Below are 19,045 nucleotides of genomic sequence, written 5' to 3'. Positions count from 1 at the left end.
CCTTTCAGCATGGCCGCTGATCGGGTGATGACGTCGACGTCCGCAACAGACAAGGCTCCTGTGCCGTTGAGGGAGGTGTTCGACGTCTCAGCTCATTGGCTCAGGAGCCCTGTTGCTTCCCTGTCCTGCCGCACTCGACCTGCCTCATGCCCTGAGCGAGTGGGTCACCCTACTCATCGTCACCCGGGAGGGCGACCGCCGCTGCAAGCTCCCGCCGCACCAGCGTGCGCTGGTCGGCCTGGTGTACCTCCGCCGACTTGACACCCTCGCCCAGCTCGCGGTCGGCTTCGGTATTTCCGTCGGCACCGCCCACGCCTACGTAGCAGCCGTCGTCGACCTGCTGGCCGACCGCGCGCCCGGCCTGCTGCGCGCCCTGCGCGAGGCCGATCCCGACTTCGTCCTGCTGGACGGCACTCTCGCGGAGTGCGACCGGGTCGGCGACAGCCGAGCCGACTTCTCCCACAAACACCGCCGGCCCTGGGTGAACGTGCAGGTCGTGACCGACCCGGCCGGGCAACTGCTGTGGATCTCGCCCGCACTGCCCGGCCGCACGCACGACCTCACTGCGGCCCGCACCCACCGGATCATCCGGATCTGCGAACGCCAGGGCCTCCCGGTCCTGGCCGACCGCGCCTACATCGGGGCCAGCTCGTGGGTGACGACAGCCCTCAGACGTCCGCCGGGCCGTGTCCTCACGCCCACCCAACAGACCGTCAACCGTGCGCTGTCCTCAGCCCGGGCACCGGTCGAGCGCGGCATCGCGCGGCTGAAGGCATGGCGGATCTTCCGCAGAGCTCGGTGCAGCCCGAATCGAATGACGTCAATCGCCGCCGCCGTCCTCACCCTGGAGCGGCAACGCTGAAAGCTCACTGACGGAGCTGTCATCGAGGAAGCCACCCGACTGGTGCCGCCACAGCTTCGCGTACGCGCCGTCCGACGCGAGCAGCTGGTGGTGCGTCCCCTGCTCGATGATCCGTCCCCGGTCGAGGACGACGAGGTGGTCCATAGTGGCGACGGTGCTCAGCCGGTGCGCCACCACCAGGGCCGTCCGCCCCTCCATGAGCCGCCACAGCGCCTCCTGGACGAGGAGTTCACTCTCGGAGTCCAGGGCGCTGGTGGCCTCGTCGAGCAGCAGGATCGGCGCGTCGCGAAGGATCGCCCTGGCGAGGGCGACCCGCTGACGCTGTCCGCCGGACAGTTTGACGCCACGCTCGCCCACCATGGTGCCGAAACCGTCCGGCAGCGCTTCGGCGAACTCCGTGACGTGCGCCGCCGCGGCGGCGCGGCGGATCTCGGCGTCGGTGGCCTCCGGCCGGGCGAACGCGATGTTGTCCCGCAGCGTGCGGTGGAACATCGCGGGTTCCTGGGGGACGTACGCGATCAGGCTGCGCAGGTCGGCCTGGCGCAGCTTGCTGATGTCCTGGCCGCCGATCAGGATCCGTCCGGCGTCGATGTCCGTCATCCGCAGCAGCAGCCGGGAGAGTGTGGTCTTGCCTCCGCCGGACCGGCCGACGAGACCGATCTTCGCCCCGCTGGGCACAGCCAGGTCGAGAGCCTTGAAGAGCGGCTCCGCGCCGACGTGGGCGAAGGTCACCGTCTCGAAGCGGACGTCAGCTCCCCGGGGCCGCAACGGCTCCGGCGCCACGGGGTCGAGCACGGTCGGCGGCACGAGCAGCAGTTCGGTGAACTGCGCGGCCTCCGTCATCGCGCTCTCCATACGACGGTAGATCTGGTTGAACTCGAACATGATCCGCGTCGCGTTGGTGTAGTACGTGAAGGCGACCACGACCGCCTCCACGCCGTGCGCGCCCCCGCCGAGCGTGACCGCCAGCAGCAGGCCCAGTACGTTGGTCAGCACGGACATCGGCGCGACCAGGGTGTCGATGCGCAGATTGCCGTAGTCCCACGACCTCAGCATGAGCCGCTGCGACTCCGCCACACGGGAGCGGTGCTCCGCGGCCTCGCGGTCCTCGGCGGCGAACGCCCGGACCGTGTCCATGTTCATCAGGCTGTCGGCGACATGGCCCGACACCCGGGCGACCGCCCGCTCGCGCTGCGCGACAAGCGCCTGGCGACGACGGATGAGGGGCACCACGCACAGCCCCGTCACCGCGATCATCACCAGGAGTCCGACAACGAGCAGTGGTTCGTAGCGCCACAGCACCACCGCCCCGAACAGCAGCGGCACGAAGTTGGCCATGACCGAGAACGTCAGCGTGTCGACGAACTGCTCGAAGCGGGCGGCGAAGCTCAGGACCCGCTTGGTCAGCGAGCCGGCGAAGTTGTCGTGGAAGAACGCCGCGTCCTTGGCGAACAGCTCGTCCATGCCGATCACATACAGATGCTCGATGCCGCGGGTTTCGAGCCGGTTCAGACAGTGCAGGCCGACGCGCCACAGCGCCTCGGCGAGCAGCAGGACGCCGGCGAAGCCCAAGACGTACGGCAGTGCTGAGCCGGCGGTGGCACCGGCATCGTCGGCGATGCCGCCGACGAGCTTCGCGACGACCAGCGGCGCGATGTAGAAGAGGCCGATGTTGCCCAGCGCCGGCAGCAGCATCCCGGGAACCGCCAGCCGCCGGAGCCGGACCAGTTCCCGTCGGTAGTAACGAAGTGCGAGGAGCACCGAGCCCTTGCCCGGCATCGCGTCGTGCGATTCAGGAGATGCCATCCCCCGCCTTCCGGTACTCGCACGTCGAAAGCGCCGCGAGAACGGCAGTTTCTCGTGACGACACCCACGACGTCCAAGCATTTTTGTCGGCCGCGGAGATGCACGCGACGTCGCATTGGCGCGATTCAAACCCTCTGGGTTCGCTTCACAACATTGGGTCCATTCCGGCAGACCGACCCGCAACGGCGCATCGGCCGGTCCGAGGTCGAGGCGGTATCGGCCATGACCGACCGGCTCTCGGGCCTCGATGACGAATTCGGGGGCCGCTTCGCCCGTCCCATGGCTTCCGCTTTCCTGATCAACACGGTTGGCTCCTACCTGAAGGCAAGCACATCCGAAGAGACACGAAAGTCAATTCCGGCCGTATCGATCAGCAGGTCGTGCGCATTCCGGCCCCACTCACCCCCCCACCGGTCGAACCCCACCGCCCGGCAGCTCCTCGAAGGTCACCGTGAAGTCTCCGTGAAGCAGCCGGAGCCCGGTCACCCCCAGACACTCGCCCCGGAGCGTCACCCGTCCCGGTTCAGCCGCCCCCGCGCCACCAGTTCCAGCACCACGGCCACCGCCACCGCCTGCACCGCCAGCAGCGCGACCAGCACGAAGAGCTGGACCGCGCCCGCCAGCACCGGTGACGCGCCGCCCAGCAGCATCCCCACGAACGCCCCCGGCAGCGTGACGAGCCCCACCGTCCGCGTCTGGTCGAGCCCCGGCAGCAGCGCGTCCGACGCGGCCGGTCTCGCCACCTCCATCCGCGCCTCGCGGTCGAGCAGTCCGAGCGCCATGCCCGCCTCGACCTCGCCGCGCCGCGCGTGGAGTTCGTCGAGCGCCCGGCGTCCGCCGAGGACCGTCGCGGTGAGCGCGCCGCCGATGAGGATGCCCGTCGTGGGGATGAGTGCGATGCCCTTGGCGGGGACGACCCCGGTGAGCAGCAGCACCGCCATCACCGGCGCCACCCCCACCCCGATCGGCAGGGCGGCCCACCACCAGGTGCGGTTCGGGGTGACGCGGCGCCCGGCGGTCCGTACGGCGACGGCGTACATCAGGACGATAAAGCCGACCAGCGGCGGCACGGAGCCGATCACCCAGCCGATCACCAGGGAGACCGCGCCGAGTTGGAGCGCGGCCCGCACTCCGGCGACGCCGATCTCGCGGGCGCGCCCGAGCCGGGCGAGTCCGGCCACGGCCACTGCGGCGATCAGCAGCAGACCGAGCACGACTCCGAACGTGATATCGACCCGCAGCAGCACGTGCCCATCCTAGCCGCCGCCTTACGTCAACTTTGCCCCCTTAGGCCCGAATTGTTTTTCCATCAGAAACAACCGGATCACGCCAACCCCTTGATGTGACGTGTCCATGTCGTCACCCTGTTACCTGAAGCCCACCTCCCGGAAACCCACCGACGCCACGATGGCCACCGGGCTCACCGGCCGAGCCCCCACTCGGCCATCCATCCGGCCCAGCTCTCAGCTCCGCAGCGTCATCTCCGGTTCCACAGGTTCCCCCCACTCCAAGGGAGTTCGCATGTCTGGTGTCTACGCGCGTCGAATGCGCCGCATCGCCGTTCTCGCGGCGACGACCGCCATCGCCGGCGCCACCACCCTGCTCACCGCCCCCGCCGCGCAGGCCGCCATGCCCACGCCGGTCAGCGCCGCCACGGCCCGTACGTACCTCAGCTCGCTGACCGTGCAGGCGGAAGGTTCCTCCAGCGGTTACAGCCGCGACCTGTTCCCCCACTGGATCACCCAGTCCGGCACCTGCAACACCCGCGAGGTCGTCCTCAAGCGCGACGGCACCAACGTCGTCCAGGACTCCTCCTGTGCCGCCACCAGCGGCAAGTGGTACTCCCCGTACGACGGCGCCACCTGGAGCGCCGCCTCCGACGTCGACATCGACCACATGGTGCCGCTCTCCGAGGCGTGGAAGTCGGGCGCCAGCAGCTGGACCACCGCCCAGCGCCAGGCGTTCGCCAACGACCTGACCCGCCCGCAGCTCATCGCCGTCACGGACAACGTGAACCAGTCCAAGGGCGACAAGGACCCGGCCAACTGGATGCCGCCCCTGGCCTCGTACAAGTGCACGTACGTCCGTGCCTGGGTCCAGGTGAAGTACTACTACAACCTCAAGGTGGACTCCGCCGAGAAGACCGCGCTCACCAACGCCCTGAGCGGCTGCTGAGCCACGGCCGACCCGGCCGCCGGCCAACCTCTCCCCCCACCCCCTCCGTCGTTCCGTACGGTGCTTCCGTACCGTACGGGGCGACGGGGGACGGGCGAGGACAGTGGAGAGGACACCTGTGACCGGTCTGCGCGTGGGACCACTGCTGCGGTACGTCGACGGGGAGGGCGCCGGGACGGCGACCGTCTGGGTCGAGGCGGACCGGCCGGCCGGCGCCGAGGTACGGTGCGCCGACGGGGCGGGCGGCAGCTCCCGTACGTTTCATGTCGCGGGCCACCACTACGCGTTGATCCCGGTGACCGGCCTCACCCCCGGCACCGAAACCCCGTACGAGGTGTTCTTCGACGGTCGGCGGGTCTGGCCGCCCGAGAACAACCGGTTCCCGCCGAGCACGATCCGTACCCCGGCGCCACCCTCCTCGGAAGCCGGTGCCCCGCCCGCCGCACTGCGTGTCGCCTTCGGCTCCTGCCGCTGGGCGTCGCCCCCGCACGGTGAGCCCGATCCGGTCGGCCCCGACGCGCTCGACACCCTGGCCACCCGCCTCGCCGCCGACCCCGCCGCGCCCCGCCCCGATGTCCTGCTGCTCCTGGGCGACCAGGTGTACGCGGACGAGACGTCGAAGGCGACCCGGCGCAGACTGGCCGCGCGCCGGGACCTGAGCGAGGCGCCGGGCGCGGAGGTCGCGGACTACGAGGAGTACACCCATCTCTACGACGAGTCCTGGACGGACCCGGACGTACGGTGGCTGCTCTCCACCGTGCCCAGTTGCATGATCTTCGACGATCACGATCTGGTCGACGACTGGAACACCAGCGCCTCCTGGCTCGCCGAGATGCGGGAGCTGCCGTGGTGGCAGGAGCGGGTGCTCGGCGGGCTGATGTCGTACTGGGTCTACCAGCACCTCGGCAACCTCTCCCCCGCCGAACTCGCCGCCGACGAGATGTACGCGGCCGTCCGCGCGGCGCCCGACGCCACCGAGCTGCTGCGGGCGTTCGCCGCCGAGGCGGACCGGGAACCGGCGGGCGTGCGCTGGAGCTACCGGCGCGACTTCGGCCGGACCCGGCTGATGATGGTCGACTCGCGCGCCGCCCGCGTCCTGGACGAGCGGCGGCGCGCGATGCTCGACGAGGACGAGGCGCGCTGGGTGCGGGAGCAGGCACTGGCCGACCGGGGCGCGTACGACCATCTCCTCATCGGCACGTCGCTGCCCTGGCTGCTGCCGCCCTTCATCCATGACGTGGAGTCCTGGGACGCCGCGCTCTGCCGGGGTGAACGCGGGCCGCGCTGGGCGCGCTTCGGTGAGCGGCTGCGCAGGGCGGCGGACCTGGAGCACTGGGCCGCCTTCCCCGACTCCTTCGAGGAGCTGGCCGCGTTGATAGCGGAGGCGGGCGGCGGGGACGAGGGGCCGGCCACCGTGTGCGTGCTCTCCGGGGACGTGCACCACGCCTATGTCGCCGAGCCGTCCTGGCGGAGCGGTACGGGACCGGGCGCCCGGGTCCTGCAGCTCACCTGCTCCCCCGTGCACAACTCCGTCCCGGCCGTCATACGGCTCGGCTTCCGGTTCGGCTGGAGCCGTGCGGGGCGGTGGCTGGGGCGCGCCGTGGCCCGGCACGGCCGGGTCGCGAAGCCGGGGGTCTCCTGGCGCAGGACGGGCGGGCCGTGGTTCGGCAACCAGCTGATGACGCTCACCCTGCGCGGCCGTACGGCCGGGCTCACCCTGGAACGGGCCCGCACGGCGGGCGACGGACAGGGGGCGGAGCTGGTGGTGGTGACGGAGCGGGCCTTGACACCCTGACCCGGGGGGCGATCGTCGTGGGCTGCCGGGCTGCCGGGCTGCCGGGCTGCCGGGCTGCCGACGGACTCAACGGCGCCGTCCGCGTCCGCGATGTGCGTCCGCGATGTGCGTCCGCGATGCGCGATCTCCGCACTATCCCTTCAAATTCCCCACACTATCCGCCCATTGGGATGTGAGTACCCTTCGCGTGATCATTCCCACAGGACGTGATCCTTCACCCAAGGGTTCGAACTCATCTCACTGCAACGGCATGATGTTGCGGACCATCCACTTCCCCGCACCCCCCATGCCCCGGGAGTCACAGCTTTGTCCGATGCACGGCAGTACCCGCACCGTTCTCTCGCCGTCGTCGGCGTCGGCCCCCGTGGCACCTCCGTCCTGGAGAGACTCTGCGCGTCCGTGCCCGAACTGGCGCCGGACGTGGCGCTGACCGTGCATCTCGTCGACCCCGCGCCGCCGGGCGCGGGCCGGGTCTGGCGTACCGACCAGTCCGCCGAGCTGCTGATGAACACAGTGGCCTCGCAGGTGACCGTCTTCACCGACGAGAGCGTGGAGTGCGCGGGACCGATACGCCCGGGGCCGAGCCTGTACGAGTGGGCGGCGGGCCGCCCCGCCGAGCGGCTCGGCCCCGACGACTATCCGAGCCGGGCCGCGTACGGCCGCTACCTGGAGTGGGCGTTCCGTACGACCGTGGAGGGCGCGCCCGGCAATGTGACGGCCGTGGTGCACCGGGCGCGTGCGGTGCGACTGGATGACGACGCCGTCGAAGGGGCCGGCGCCGGCGCCGGCGGGCGGACCGCCCCCGGGGCCGCCCGCGTTGCACCCGTTGTGACCGGTGTGCCCGGTGCGTACGCCCCGGACCGGCCGACGCAGAGTCTCACGCTCGACGATGGCACGACGATTTCCGGTCTCTGTGCGGTGGTGCTCGCGCAGGGTCATCTTCCGGTGGTTTCCGGTCAGACCCAGGCAACGCTGGCGGAGTTCGCCGTCCGTCACCGGCTGCGATATCTGCCGCCGGCCAATCCGGCCGATCTCGATCTGTCCGGGATCGCTCCGGGCGAGCCGGTCCTGCTGCGCGGGCTCGGGTTGAATTTCTTCGACCACATGGCGCTGCTGACGGCCGGCCGCGGCGGGATCTTCGCGCGGGACGCGGGGGACGTTCTCGTATACCACCCGTCGGGGCGCGAGCCGCAGTTGTACGCCGGGTCCCGCCGCGGGGTGCCGTACCAGGCGCGTGGCGACAACGAGAAGGGGCCCTCGGGCCGGCACGAGCCGCTGATGCTGACGCCGGACGTGATCGCGATGTTCCGCAAGCGCGCGGACGCGGGCGATCCGCCGGACTTCCGCCGGGAGATATGGCCCCTGGTCGCCAAGGAGGTCGAGGCCGTCTTCTACGGTGCCGCCCTCCGGCGGCCGGCTCCGGGGCCGGCCGCCGGGCCCGGTCCGGGCGCCGGGCCCGGCTCCCTGCTGGACCGGTTCCTGTCCGCGCCGGGCGGCAGTCCGGAGGAGGCCGCCGTCCTGGACGACGCCGGGATCGCCGCCGCCGACCGCTGGTCGTGGGAGCGGATCTCGCGTCCGGGCGCCGACGAGACCTTCCGCGACCCGGCGGACCACCGCGCCTGGCTCCTGGCCCATCTGCGGAGGGACGCGGCCGAGGCGGCGCTCGGCAATGTCGCCGGCCCGGTCAAGGCCGCGCTGGACGTCCTGCGCGATCTCCGCAACGAACTGCGGCTGATCGTGGACCACGCCGGTCTCTCCGGCGTCTCCCGTCGCGACCACCTCGACCGCTGGTACACGCCGCTGAACGCGTTCCTCTCCATCGGGCCGCCGCGCCGCCGCATCGAGGAGATGGCCGCCCTGGTCGAGGCGGGCGTGCTGGATGTGATCGGCCCGCGGACGACCGTACGGGCGGTGGACGGCGCCTTCCTCGCCGAGTCCCCCGACATACCGGGTTCCGCCGTCCGGGCCACCACGCTCGTCGAGGCGCGGCTGCCGGAACCGGATCTGCGGCGGAGCTGTGACCCACTGCTCTCCCGGTTGCTGAAGACCGGTCAGTGCCGGCCACACACACTCGACGGTTACGAGACGGGTGGGATGGACGTAACACGGCGGCCATACCGTCTGATAGATCGCCAAGGGGGCGTACACCCAAGGAGGTTCGCCCTCGGCGTCCCCACGGAGGGTGTGCACTGGGTGACCGCCGCGGGCGCCAGACCGGGGGTCGACTCGGTCATGCTCTCGGACACGGACGCGGTTGCACGTGCCATCTTGCGGGCCGCGACCAGCGACAGCGCGCCACACACGACGCGAATTGATCCCCGACAGAATGTTGAACTTGCAAGCATGATGAGGCCTGCCTAACGTTGCGGGACGTCACTCGTCGGTCCAGACCCCGCCCCCCACACGCGCGGTCCAGACCCAGACCGAAGGAGTACAACCCCCCATGCTCACTCGTCTGAACACCGCGCAGCCCTACGTCCTGGGCCTGTTCCGGATCGTGGTCGGACTGCTCTTCACCTGCCACGGCGCCGGTTCGCTCTTCGGTGCCTTCTCGCGCGAGACGGTCGCCGCCGGCACCTGGCCCGGCTGGTTCGCCGCCGTCATCGAACTCGTCGGCGGTGCGCTGGTGCTGCTGGGGCTCGGCAGCCGTACCGCCGCCTTCATCGCGTCCGGTGCCATGGCGTACGCGTACTTCACGGTCCACCAGCCCGACGGGCTCTTCCCCATCGCGAACAAGGGCGAACTGTCCGTCATGTTCTGCTGGTCGTTCCTGCTGATCGTCTTCATGGGCCCCGGCGCCTTCGCCCTGGACCGGTTGCTCCCGTCGCGTGGCTCGGCCACCGCGTCCGAGGAGGAGCGGCACGGCGAGCGAGCGAAGGTCGCCGCCTGACCGAACCGGTTGAGTCCGGGGCGCCGACATGCCGCCCCGGACGAACGCTCCGTACCGCACACGCGTACGCTGTGTGGCTCAGCAGCCGCTGCCGCCCTCCATGCGACATCAACGCGCTGCGACGGGACGGGCGGGGAGTCGGAAGAGTGCTGGAGAGTCTGGGGTCGCTGACCGGCAGCCCATGGATCTACGCCGTCGTGGCCCTCTCCGTACTGCTGGACGTGTTCCTGCCCGTGCTGCCCAGCGGTGTGCTGGTCATCACGGCGGCCACGGCCGCGGCGGCGGGGTCCACGACGGTCGCGGGCGCGGCCGGGAAGGTGTCCCAAGTGCCGCAGGAAGTCCCGTCGTTGATCCTGCTGATGCTCTGCGCGTTCACCGCGTCCGTCCTCGGCGACCTGGTCGCGTTCCGGCTCGGGCGGCGCGGCGGGGACCGGCTCGGCCGGGCCATCGCCCGCTCGCGCCGGCTCACCACCGCGCAGGAACGGCTCGGCAGCGCGCTCGGCGGGGGCGGCGGCCTCCTGGTGGTCATCGCCCGCTTCGCGCCCGCGGGACGCTCGGTGGTCTCGCTGGGCGCGGGCGCCGCGCACCGCAAGGTGAAGGAGTTCCTGCCGTGGTCGGCGCTGGCCGGCGTGGCCTGGACGGGGTACAGCGCGGGGCTCGGCTACTTCGGCGCGCAGTGGCTCGGCTCGACCTGGGTCGGTGTGGCCCTCTCCGTCCTGGCGCTGTTCGCGGCGGGCTCGCTGGCCGCGTACGTGATACGCCGCCCGGGTGCCGGCGGGAGCCCGGCCACCGCTTAGGGCCCGCGCGGATGCACCACGGATCAGCTCCGCCGGAGGAACCCTGCCGCTCCCTGCCGCACCCCAGGTCGTTACCCATCGGTGCCCGGCCCGGTCCCGGAACGTGCGCTTCCCCGCTTCCGCGACAGGTAGGCTCCCGCACGCCGAGCGGGTGGTTCGAGCCGCGCCGCGCACGGCACGGACCAAAACATCGGGGGCGCACGGAATGAGTACGAACGGCAATGGTCGCTGGGGCCGGACGGGCGGACCCGGACCTGGACCCGGTGGGCAGCCGGGCCCGGGTCCCGCTCCTCACCCCTCCCCCGGGGCCGGACACCGCCCGTACCCCGGCGGTCCCGGTGTGGGGCCCTACCCGCCGCGGCCCGCGCCCGTGCCGCCGCAGGGGTACCCGGGCCATCCGCCGGGCTGGGGCCCGATCCCGCCACAGCCGCACGGCGGGGGCCCGCGGCCTCCGTTCCCTCCACCGCCCCGGCCACCGCTGACGCGCCGGCAGCGGATCCTCAAGTGCGTCTACAACCCGTTCTACGCCGCGCAGCGGGCCTTCCGCCCCTCGCGCCCGGGCGCCGTCGAGGACCTGACGGTGCGCAGAATCCAGATGTGGCGGACCGGGCTCGGCATCGCCGCCTGGCTCGTGCTGGTCATGTCGTACAAGCCGGTCGACACCGCCAAGGGCGTCGAGACCGTCGCGGGCGACAAGTTCAACCAGAGCTGGATCAGCACACTCGTCCTCGTGTGCGCCTTCCCGTTCGTGATCGCCCTGTTCACGTTCGCCGCGCAGGGGGCGCTGCGCGGGCTCTACCTGCGTCGGTCCCTGAAGTCCTTCGGGGCGGTGGCGGCTCTGATGGGATCCATGGCCACGTTCCCCCTCGCCGTCGCGCCCGACCCGGAAACCGCCGGCTTCCGTGATGCCATCGGGACCCCCGGCGTGGTCTTCCTCTACACCCTCTGCGCGTGGTCGGTGGGCTTCGCCCTGTACGGGATCGCGCTCTGCCTCCTGCACGTGTTCCGCACCGCCGACATCCACGAGGTGCTGCCGCCGATTCTCGCCACCCTGATGGCATGGGTGGTGACCACCCTCGACGTGATCAACAACGAGAACGCCGAGGTTCCGGTCCTTGCCCGGATCGTGTTCCTGCTCGGCGCTCCGGTGTCGGTGACGGCGCTGTCGTGCTGGGAACTGTACCGGCTGCGGAAGTACCACAACCTGACCGTGCGACAGGCCCTCGGCCGCTAGGGCCTGTCTGGCGGACCGGGCCCGGGCGGCCGATGCGGACAAGTAGGCCAAGCCTTACTTTCATGGATATTCATCTGCATAGTGGAGGGCCGAGTCGAGAGGAGTACGGCTTTGCCGCGGTTGAACCAGGGTGTCGTAGCGCAGGTCGAGGTGGAGCAGGCCCACGTATCCGCGATGTACGGTCTGCTCGACCAGGCGGAGGGATCTCGATCCGCTCATCCGGCGGCGAGTACCGCGGCGAGCGTGGCGGAGCCGTCGAGGAGGGCACGGGAGCGGGCGGTGACGTGGGCGTCCCGGGCGGCCAGTGCGGCGGCGACCTCCTGTGAGCGGTGCCCACGCCGGAGTTCCGGCATCAGGGCCCGCAGCGCTCCGATGCCGTAGCCCGCGCCGCGCAGTTGGTGGACGATCCGGGCGTCCCGGGCCTGGGCCGGTGTGTAGCGGCGCGTTCCGCGCGGTGGGACCCGGTCGGGCACGGCGAGCCCTTCGGCGTCCCAGTGCCGCAGGGCCGAGGGGCGTACGCCGAGCGCGACGGCGAGTTCGGAGACGCTGAGCGCGTCCGCGGGGCGTACGTCCCCGATCGGCTCGGCGGAGATCGCCGCGGCGGCCTCCCGGGCGAGCGCGAGGTCCCGGCGCTCCCGGTCGAGCCGGGCGTGCGCCGCGTCGAGGAGCGCGAGTACGTCGCCGACCGGCCCCTGGTGCGCCGCGCGAACGATCCGCTTGGCCTCGACCGGCCCCGTACCGGCGGCGAGCGCCCGGTAGGCCAGTGCGGACTCCAGGTGGATCTCCCGGTAGCTCCGGTACCCGGTGGCGGTGCGGGTCGCGGGCGGCAGGACGCCGTCGCGTTCGAGGTTGCGGATCTGCTGGACGGAGTACCCGGCGCGGCGCGCGACATCGACGGTGCGCAGAACCGCCGACTTGAGGGTTTCCACCACTCACTCCCCCATTTCAAGGGTTCCTCCGGCCCAAGTCTCCACAAGCACCCGAATGAAACGCTTGAGCACATGACCATCGAGGAGATCATCGCTCATCTGGAAGAACTCGGCGGAGTCCTGGTGCACAGGCCCGGCCCCGGTGACGGCTCACCGGAGATCAGCTGGGGGGACACGTTCGTCCACTACGCCCCCGACGGCGTCGTGCCGAAGACGGCCCAGCCCTTCGTGACGATCGTGACGAAGGACTATCCGGGCGACGAGACGTCGCGACTGGACCGCCCGGACACCTTCCGCGTCAGCGTCGCCGCCGGAAAGGAGTCCTTCACCCACTGGACGTGCCCCGCCCCCGGCACTCCCTCGGGCCCCGGCGACCCGAGCGCCACGGACACGGTGATGGCGCACCCGGTCTACGGCCCGGCCGGCTGGCTCGCCGTGGTGAACCCGGGCCCCCGTACCGCCACCGCACTCCGCGACCTGCTCACCACCGCCCACCGCCTGGCCCGCGCCCGCCACGAGCGCCGCGCGGCGACAACGCAGCCCTGACCAGGGAGCCGGCCCCCAGGTACTGGAGGCCGGGAGGACCCGGGGCTCGGGAGGACCCCGCCCGGCTCACCCCGTACGAGCCTGCGCCCCGGCCCCGCCCCGTACCTCCAGGTCCCGGAGGAGCGTGGCGGTCGCCTCCGCGATCTCCTCCACGGCCCGGTCGAAGACCTCCCGGTTGTGGGCGGCCGGGGCGCGGAAGCCGGACACCTTGCGTACGTACTGGAGCGCGGCGGCGCGGATGTCCTCCTCGGTGGCCTCCTCCGGGAGCGCGGGCGGACGGAGGGTCTTGATGCTTCGGCACATGCCTCCAGTGTGGACCCGGTCCGCTCAGGGCAGGTCGTACTCCGCCGAGAGATGACGGCCGGGGCCGAGGAAGTCTGTGGCGTACTCCGTCACCGCCCCATCCGCGTCCCAGTACCGATTGGCCATGACCAGGGCAGGTGCGCCGACCTCGACACCCAGCAGTTCCGCGTCCCCCGCAGGCACCGGCCGCAGGGACACCACATCGCTCCTGCGGACGGTACGCCTCCCAACGCGCTCCTCCACCAGCCCGAACGTCATCTTCGGCAACGGCGCCGACTCGACCAGCTCAGGAGCGGCGTCCGCGAACTCCCCCGGAAGCCACGACGTGGAGAGCGCCACCACGCCGCCGTCGTCCGGATACCTCCGCTGCCGCCTGACGAAGCCGGTCCGCACCCGTCGTCTGCTTCGCCCCCAGGTCCACGAAGGTCCCCTGGGTCGACGACCGTACGTATCCCTCGGCCTGCAGTTGCTTGATCCCCTTGGCCGCCGTGGCCGTGGCTACGCCCGCTCGCTCACCTGACCCCGGTCGCGGCACGCGCCGCGTCAAGGATCGTGTGCGCGCCCCGACCGATGAGATCGGCGGCCAGGGCCGCGCCCAGCTTCTCCGGCTCACCGGACGGACCGGCAACCCTCCCTGAAACACGCTCTGTTCCGTCCAAGGATGTCACTTGGCCGAACAGCGACAGTTTCCCGTCCGGTGAACTCACCGCGTATGCGCCCAAAGGGACACTGCACCCGCCGTGCAATTCGGCCAGCAGTGAGCGTTCCGCCCGCACTTGAGAGTCGGTATCGAGATCTCCTGTGGCGGAGAAAATTTCGCGGGCGGCCGCATTGTCCTCGTGAATCTGGATTCCCAGCGCACCCTGTCCCGGGCTCGGCGGAAAAAGATCCGGGGGCAGGATTTCCCCGATCGCGTCCTCCAGGCCGAGTCGGCGGAGTCCCGCGACCGCGAGGACGACCCCGTCCAGGCCCATGGTCTCGATCTTCTTGAGGCGCGGCGGGACATTGCCCCGGATGGGCACCACCTCAAGGTCGGAACGTACGGCAAGGAGCTGGGCGATCCTCCGGGGCGCACCCGTTCCAACCCGCGCGCCCTGCCGCAGGTCAGCGAGGGTAGATCCGCATAGTGCATCCCTTATGTCCTCACGTCCGGGCGGGGGCAGGAGCACCAGACCCGGCGCGTTGGCAGTCGGCAGGTCCTTCAGGGAGTGAACGACAACGTCCACCTCCCTCCGTACCAGGGCCGCTTCCTGCGCGGAGCTGAATGCGGAGCCACCACTGAGCGCCGATACGCCGGGAAGCTGCGACTTTCGATCCCGGTTCGCAATGGATCGCTCATACAGACAGCGGGTCGGTAACGGCCGCTATTCCGGTGGCGGAGCCGTGCTGTCCCGTACGACCAGCCGCGTGCCGAACTCGATACGGGTGTCCGCCTGGTCCGCGTGGCCGGCCTGGTCGCCCTGGCCCTGGTCGGCGCGGCGCAGCCGTAGCAGCATCCGGGCCGCCTCCTCGGCCATCTCCACCAGGGGCTGGTTGACCGTGGTGAGCGCCGGGCTCGACCACTGGGCGAGCGGGATGTCGTCGTACCCCACCAGGGAGAAGTCCTGGGGGATGCGCAGGCCGAGCACGCGCGCCGCCTCCAGCACGCCGAGCGCCTGGAGGTCGCTGCCCGCGAAGATCGCGGTGGGCCGGTCGGGGCCCTGGAGGAGTTCGGCCGCGTGTGCGTGGCCCGAGCGGACGTGGAAGTCGCCGAAGCGCACGAGTGTGGGGTCGACGTCGACGCCCGCCATGCCCATGGCCGAGCGGAAGCCGTCGAGGCGGGCCAGGGAGCAGAGCATGTCCTCGGGGCCGGTGATGACGGCGATCCTGCGGTGGCCGAGGTCGAGCAGATGGCGGGTGGCGGCGAGGCCGCCGGCCCAGTTGGCGGAGCCGACGGACGGCACGTCGGGTTCCGGGTCGCCCGCCGGGTCGATGATCACGAAGGGGATGGCCCGGGACCACAGCTTCTTCTTGAGGTCGTCGGGAAGCGTGGAGAAGACGAGGACGACGCCGAGCGGGCGGCGCCGCAGGACGCCCTCGACCCAGTCGGCGCCCGGGGAGTGGCGGGTGCCGGTCTCGGTGAGGACCACGCTCAGACCGGTCTCCTTGGCGACGTTCTGGACGCCCCTGATCAGCTCCATGGCCCAGGTGCTGTCCAGTTCGTGGAAGACGATCTCGATGAGCGGGGCCTCGGGGGCGGTGGGGCTGGAGCGGCGGTAGCCGTGGGCCTCCAGCAGTTCCTCGACCTTGCCGCGGGTGGGTGCGGAGACATCAGGACGCCCATTGAGCACTTTCGAAACTGTCGAAAGAGAAACCCCGGCTTGCGAAGCCACCTGAGCCAGGGTGACCCGGCCTGCACTTGTCTCGTCTCGCATGGACTGAAGGATAAGGCACCGGAAGTCGGGCGGAAGTCGGTAACGGTTTGACTGTGTGGTGACCGCACTGTTGACCGTTCCGTAGAGGAGTTCTACGGTCACACGCCAGATACTTTCGGCAATGTGGCCGATACTTTCGAGAGGTCGAGAGGTCGACGATGAAGGCGATGAAGACTCGCACGACTCGCGCACGGTTCTCCCGGACCGTCGCCGGCTGCGCGGCGCTCCTCCTGGGCCTGGGCCTCACGGCCTGCGGCGGTGGCGGCAGTTCCTCGGGCGGTGGCGACGAGTTCCACGTACTCGTCTACGGCGACGCCACCAACAAGGTGGAGAAGCAGATCGTCGAGACGTTCAACAAGACCTCGAAGGTCAAGGCGGTCCTGGACACGGTCCCCGGAGCCGACTACCAGAAGAAGCTCCAGACCACCATCAGTACCCCGCAGGCGCCCGATGTCTTCTTCAACTGGGGCGGCGGTTCCATCCAGCCCTTCGTGAAGTCGGACCTGCTGCTGCCGCTCGACGATCTGGTGGCGAAGGCGCCGGGGCTCAAGTCGAACTTCCTGCCGTCCGTGTACGACACGGCGGTGATCGACAACAAGGCGTACGGCGTGCCCATGCGCGGCACCCAGCCGGTGCTGCTCTTCCACAACAAGAAGGTGCTCGCGGACGCGGGCGTCGAGGCGCCGAAGACCTGGGACGACCTGCTCGGCACGGTCGCCAGGCTCAAGGCGAAGGGCGTCACGCCGATCGCGCTGGGCGGCGGGGACAAGTGGCCGACGCTGATGTGGTTCGAGTACCTGTACGACCGGGTGGCGGGCCCTCAGCTCTTCAAGGCGGCGCTGGCCGGGGACAAGAGCGTCTGGGAGAGCCCGGAGAGCAAGCGGGCGCTGGCCATGCTGAAGGAACTGGTCGACGCGGGCGCGTTCGGCACCAACTACGACTCGGTGAAGTTCACCGACGGCGGCTCCCCGGCCCTGCTGGCGGCCGGCAAGGCGGGCTTCGAGCTGATGGGCTCGTGGGTGTACTCGACCCAGCGCGACGTCAACCCCGACTTCGCCAGGAACGGCCTGGGGTACACCACCTTCCCGACGGTCGACGGCGGCAAGGGCGACCCGGCCGATGTCGTCGGCAACACCAACAACTTCTACTCGGTGCTGAAGAAGACCGAACACGCGGACGCGATAGCCGAGTTCCTCAAGCTCATGTACTCGGACGAGTTCGTCGAGGCGCAGCTCGCCATCGGGAACCTGCCGACCACCACGAACACCGAGAAGTTCCTGGACTCGACGGAGGACCCGGCGTACCTGAAGTACCAGTTCGACCTGGTCAGCAAGGCGCCCTCGTTCCAGCTCTCGTGGAACCAGGCGTACCCGCCGGCGGCCGACGCCCCGATGATGCAGGCCGTCCAGGAGTTCTTCAACGGCTCGATGGACGCCGACGGCTTCATCAAGGCCATGCAGGCCCTGTCCACCGACTGAGAGCGACGGACACCGGAGATGACCGAGACAGCCGACACGGCCGCGGCTCCCACCGGCCGGGGCCCGGCCGGGCATACGGTGGCCAGGCCCGGGATCCTCTGGGCGCTGCCCGCCGCCGCCTTCTTCGCCCTGTTCGCGATGGTCCCGCTGGTGCTGGTCGCGGTCCTCTCGTTCGCCGAGTGGAACGGGCTCGAAGCGCCGCGCTTCGCGGGGTTCGACAACTGGACCGCGCTGCTCCACGACCCGGTGATGATCAAGAGCCTGTGGCTGAGTGTGCTGCTGACCGTGCTCGGGGTGGTCACCCAGACCCCGCTGGCGATCCTGCTCGGGGTCTGGGCCGCCGGGCCGCAGCGCAACCGGGCGGTGCTCTCGGCGGTCTTCTTCGTGCCGCTGCTGCTCTCCGCCACGGCGATCTCCGTCCTGTGGCGGGCGCTGCTCGACCCAAACTTCGGGGTGCCGGCGGAGCTGACGTGGCTCTTCGGCGACGGCAATCTGCTGGGCACCAGGACCGGGGCGATCTGTGTGCTCGTGTCCGTGGCGGCGTGGCAGTTCACCCCGTTCCACGCGCTGATCTACCAGGGCGCGGCGCGGGCCGTCCCGCCGGTGCTCTACCAGGCGGCGGCGATCGACGGGGCCGGGCGCGGGCGACGGTTCTTCCACATCACGCTGCCGCAGCTCCGTAACTCGATCATCACGTCGGTGATCCTGATGGTGGTCGGCGGGCTCACCACCTTCGACACCGTGCTGATCCTGACCCAGGGCGGCCCCGGCACCGACACCAGCATCAGTGCCTACTACATGTACCAGAAGGGGTTCCGGGAGTTCGACTTCGGCCAGAGCGCGGCCATCGCGCTGCTGCTGGTCGTGGTCGCCACGGTGATCTCGCTGGTCATGGTGCGGATCTCGGGCTACGACAAGATGGCCGGCACCAAGGAGGGAATGTGACGGGCCGTTCCGTGGGCGGAGGGAGGGTGTCGGGCCGTTCCGTGACGAAGGGGCGTCCCAACCATCTCGCGGGTCTGGGCGCCCTGCTGTGGCTCGGGCTGGTGGCGCTCCCGCTGTACGTGATGCTCGGGGCGACCGTCCAGAGCCGCGCCGAGTACAGCGCGAACGGCCCGCTCGCCTTTCCGCGCTCCTTCTCCCTCGACAACTACGCGCAGGACTTCTCCAACGGCTTCGGCCGCTACTTCCTCAACACGGTGGCCGTCACGGCGAGCGTGGTGGCGATCGTGCTGCTGCTGGTGCCCCCGCTGGCGTTCTCGATCGTACGGAACCGGGGGCGGGGCACCGTCCGGATCTTCCGGCTCTTCCTTCTCGGGCTCGCCATCCCCGCCCAGGCGGTGATCGTCCCGATGTTCTACGCGATCAGCAAGGCGGGCCTGTACGACAACCTCATCGGGGTCATCCTGCCGACCGCCGCGTTCTGTCTGCCCGTCTGCGCGCTGATCCTCACCGGGACGATGCGCGACATCACCGGCGACCTCTTCGAGGCGATGGCCATCGACGGGGCGAGCACGCGCCGCGTCTTCTTCCAGCTCGTCGTGCCGCTCTCCCGGGGCGGGATCGCGACGATCGTGGTGTTCTCCGCCCTCCAGGCGTGGAACGGCTTCCTCTTCCCGCTCGTGCTGACGCAGTCGGAGGAGACGAAGGTGCTCACTCTCGGGCTGTACAACTTCCAGACCGAGCACGGCGTCGACATCCCCGGTCTGCTGGCGGCCGTGGTGCTGTCCACGCTGCCCGTCCTGTTCGTCTACCTGTTCGCCCGCCGAGCCCTGGTCCAGGGGCTCATGGGGGTCGGAGGAAAGTGATCGACAAC

At 70.5% G+C, this 19,045-nt stretch carries 18 protein-coding genes; 11 read left to right on the top strand and 7 right to left on the bottom strand.

Annotated elements, in window-relative coordinates; genetic code table 11:
* The first annotated feature begins 112 nt into the window (after positions 1-112).
* Complete coding sequence (locus AB0P17_RS20600) at positions 113-862, top strand: transposase family protein (protein ID WP_365812903.1); 750 nt, start codon at positions 113-115, stop codon at positions 860-862.
* Here AB0P17_RS20600 and AB0P17_RS20595 read toward each other — a convergent pair.
* Together AB0P17_RS20595 and AB0P17_RS20590 are read right to left on the bottom strand one after the other, a co-directional pair.
* The gene (locus tag AB0P17_RS20595; RefSeq protein WP_365812901.1) at positions 821-2,668 is read right to left on the bottom strand and encodes an ABC transporter ATP-binding protein; all 1,848 of its coding nucleotides are present in this window, start codon (positions 2,666-2,668) and stop codon (positions 821-823) included. The two genes, AB0P17_RS20600 and AB0P17_RS20595, sit on opposite strands and share 42 nt — an antisense overlap.
* A gap of 509 nt (positions 2,669-3,177) precedes the next feature.
* Positions 3,178-3,915, bottom strand: a complete 738-nt coding sequence (locus tag AB0P17_RS20590) for an ABC transporter permease (protein WP_365812899.1) — start codon at positions 3,913-3,915, stop codon at positions 3,178-3,180.
* Between the two features lie 274 nt (positions 3,916-4,189).
* Here AB0P17_RS20590 and AB0P17_RS20585 point away from each other — a divergent pair, with 274 nt between their 5' ends.
* From AB0P17_RS20585 to AB0P17_RS20560, 6 genes are all read left to right on the top strand, one after another.
* Positions 4,190-4,843, top strand: coding sequence for an HNH endonuclease family protein (locus tag AB0P17_RS20585; RefSeq protein ID WP_365812897.1), 654 nt, complete (start codon positions 4,190-4,192; stop codon positions 4,841-4,843).
* Positions 4,844-4,961: 118 nt separating this feature from the next.
* Positions 4,962-6,638, top strand: a complete 1,677-nt coding sequence (locus AB0P17_RS20580) for an alkaline phosphatase D family protein (protein ID WP_365812895.1) — start codon at positions 4,962-4,964, stop codon at positions 6,636-6,638.
* Positions 6,639-6,944: 306 nt separating this feature from the next.
* On the top strand, positions 6,945-8,999 hold the full coding sequence (locus AB0P17_RS20575; RefSeq protein WP_365812893.1) for an FAD/NAD(P)-binding protein: 2,055 nt from the start codon (positions 6,945-6,947) through the stop codon (positions 8,997-8,999).
* An 82-nt stretch (positions 9,000-9,081) separates the two neighbouring features.
* Positions 9,082-9,528, top strand: coding sequence for a DoxX family protein (locus AB0P17_RS20570; protein WP_365812891.1), 447 nt, complete (start codon positions 9,082-9,084; stop codon positions 9,526-9,528).
* 146 nt (positions 9,529-9,674) lie between these two features.
* The gene (locus AB0P17_RS20565) at positions 9,675-10,325 is read left to right on the top strand and encodes a VTT domain-containing protein (RefSeq protein WP_365812889.1); all 651 of its coding nucleotides are present in this window, start codon (positions 9,675-9,677) and stop codon (positions 10,323-10,325) included.
* 340 nt (positions 10,326-10,665) lie between these two features.
* The gene (locus tag AB0P17_RS20560; RefSeq protein WP_365812887.1) at positions 10,666-11,559 is read left to right on the top strand and encodes a hypothetical protein; all 894 of its coding nucleotides are present in this window, start codon (positions 10,666-10,668) and stop codon (positions 11,557-11,559) included.
* Between the two features lie 215 nt (positions 11,560-11,774).
* Here the strand turns inward: AB0P17_RS20560 and AB0P17_RS20555 are convergent, their stop codons facing one another.
* Complete coding sequence (locus tag AB0P17_RS20555; protein ID WP_365812885.1) at positions 11,775-12,488, bottom strand: MerR family transcriptional regulator; 714 nt, start codon at positions 12,486-12,488, stop codon at positions 11,775-11,777.
* Between the two features lie 72 nt (positions 12,489-12,560).
* On the opposite strand from AB0P17_RS20555, the gene AB0P17_RS20550 reads away from it, so the two are divergent.
* Positions 12,561-13,034, top strand: coding sequence for a DUF6194 family protein (locus tag AB0P17_RS20550; protein ID WP_365812884.1), 474 nt, complete (start codon positions 12,561-12,563; stop codon positions 13,032-13,034).
* Between the two features lie 66 nt (positions 13,035-13,100).
* On the opposite strand, the gene AB0P17_RS20545 is transcribed toward AB0P17_RS20550, so the two are convergent.
* From AB0P17_RS20545 to AB0P17_RS20530, 4 genes are all read right to left on the bottom strand, one after another.
* On the bottom strand, positions 13,101-13,337 hold the full coding sequence (locus AB0P17_RS20545) for a DUF2277 domain-containing protein (RefSeq protein WP_365812883.1): 237 nt from the start codon (positions 13,335-13,337) through the stop codon (positions 13,101-13,103).
* Positions 13,338-13,361: 24 nt separating this feature from the next.
* Positions 13,362-13,730 carry a UTRA domain-containing protein gene (locus AB0P17_RS20540; RefSeq protein ID WP_365812881.1) on the bottom strand — a complete coding sequence of 123 codons (369 nt, stop codon included), beginning with the start codon at positions 13,728-13,730 and terminating at the stop codon, positions 13,362-13,364.
* A gap of 119 nt (positions 13,731-13,849) precedes the next feature.
* The gene (gene hemC, locus AB0P17_RS20535; RefSeq protein ID WP_365812946.1) at positions 13,850-14,665 is read right to left on the bottom strand and encodes a hydroxymethylbilane synthase; all 816 of its coding nucleotides are present in this window, start codon (positions 14,663-14,665) and stop codon (positions 13,850-13,852) included.
* 36 nt (positions 14,666-14,701) lie between these two features.
* Complete coding sequence (locus AB0P17_RS20530) at positions 14,702-15,751, bottom strand: LacI family DNA-binding transcriptional regulator (RefSeq protein ID WP_365812879.1); 1,050 nt, start codon at positions 15,749-15,751, stop codon at positions 14,702-14,704.
* Between the two features lie 167 nt (positions 15,752-15,918).
* On the opposite strand from AB0P17_RS20530, the gene AB0P17_RS20525 reads away from it, so the two are divergent.
* The 3 genes from AB0P17_RS20525 to AB0P17_RS20515 are packed head-to-tail and all read left to right on the top strand — an operon-like array spanning position 15,919 to position 19,037.
* Positions 15,919-17,229, top strand: a complete 1,311-nt coding sequence (locus AB0P17_RS20525; RefSeq protein ID WP_365812877.1) for an extracellular solute-binding protein — start codon at positions 15,919-15,921, stop codon at positions 17,227-17,229.
* A gap of 18 nt (positions 17,230-17,247) precedes the next feature.
* A complete protein-coding gene (locus AB0P17_RS20520) occupies positions 17,248-18,174 on the top strand; it encodes a sugar ABC transporter permease (RefSeq protein ID WP_365812875.1) in 927 nt (308 codons plus the stop codon).
* Positions 18,175-18,215: 41 nt separating this feature from the next.
* Entirely contained in the window at positions 18,216-19,037 is an 822-nt protein-coding gene (locus AB0P17_RS20515) for a carbohydrate ABC transporter permease (RefSeq protein ID WP_365812874.1), read from the top strand.
* The last annotated feature ends 8 nt before the right edge of the window (positions 19,038-19,045 follow it).

This window comes from Streptomyces sp. NPDC088124 (genome assembly GCF_040685895.1).
GTDB lineage: Bacteria > Actinomycetota > Actinomycetes > Streptomycetales > Streptomycetaceae > Streptomyces.
The sequence above is the reverse complement of the archived record's forward strand: the minus strand, read 5'-3'. Positions and strand labels throughout refer to the sequence as shown.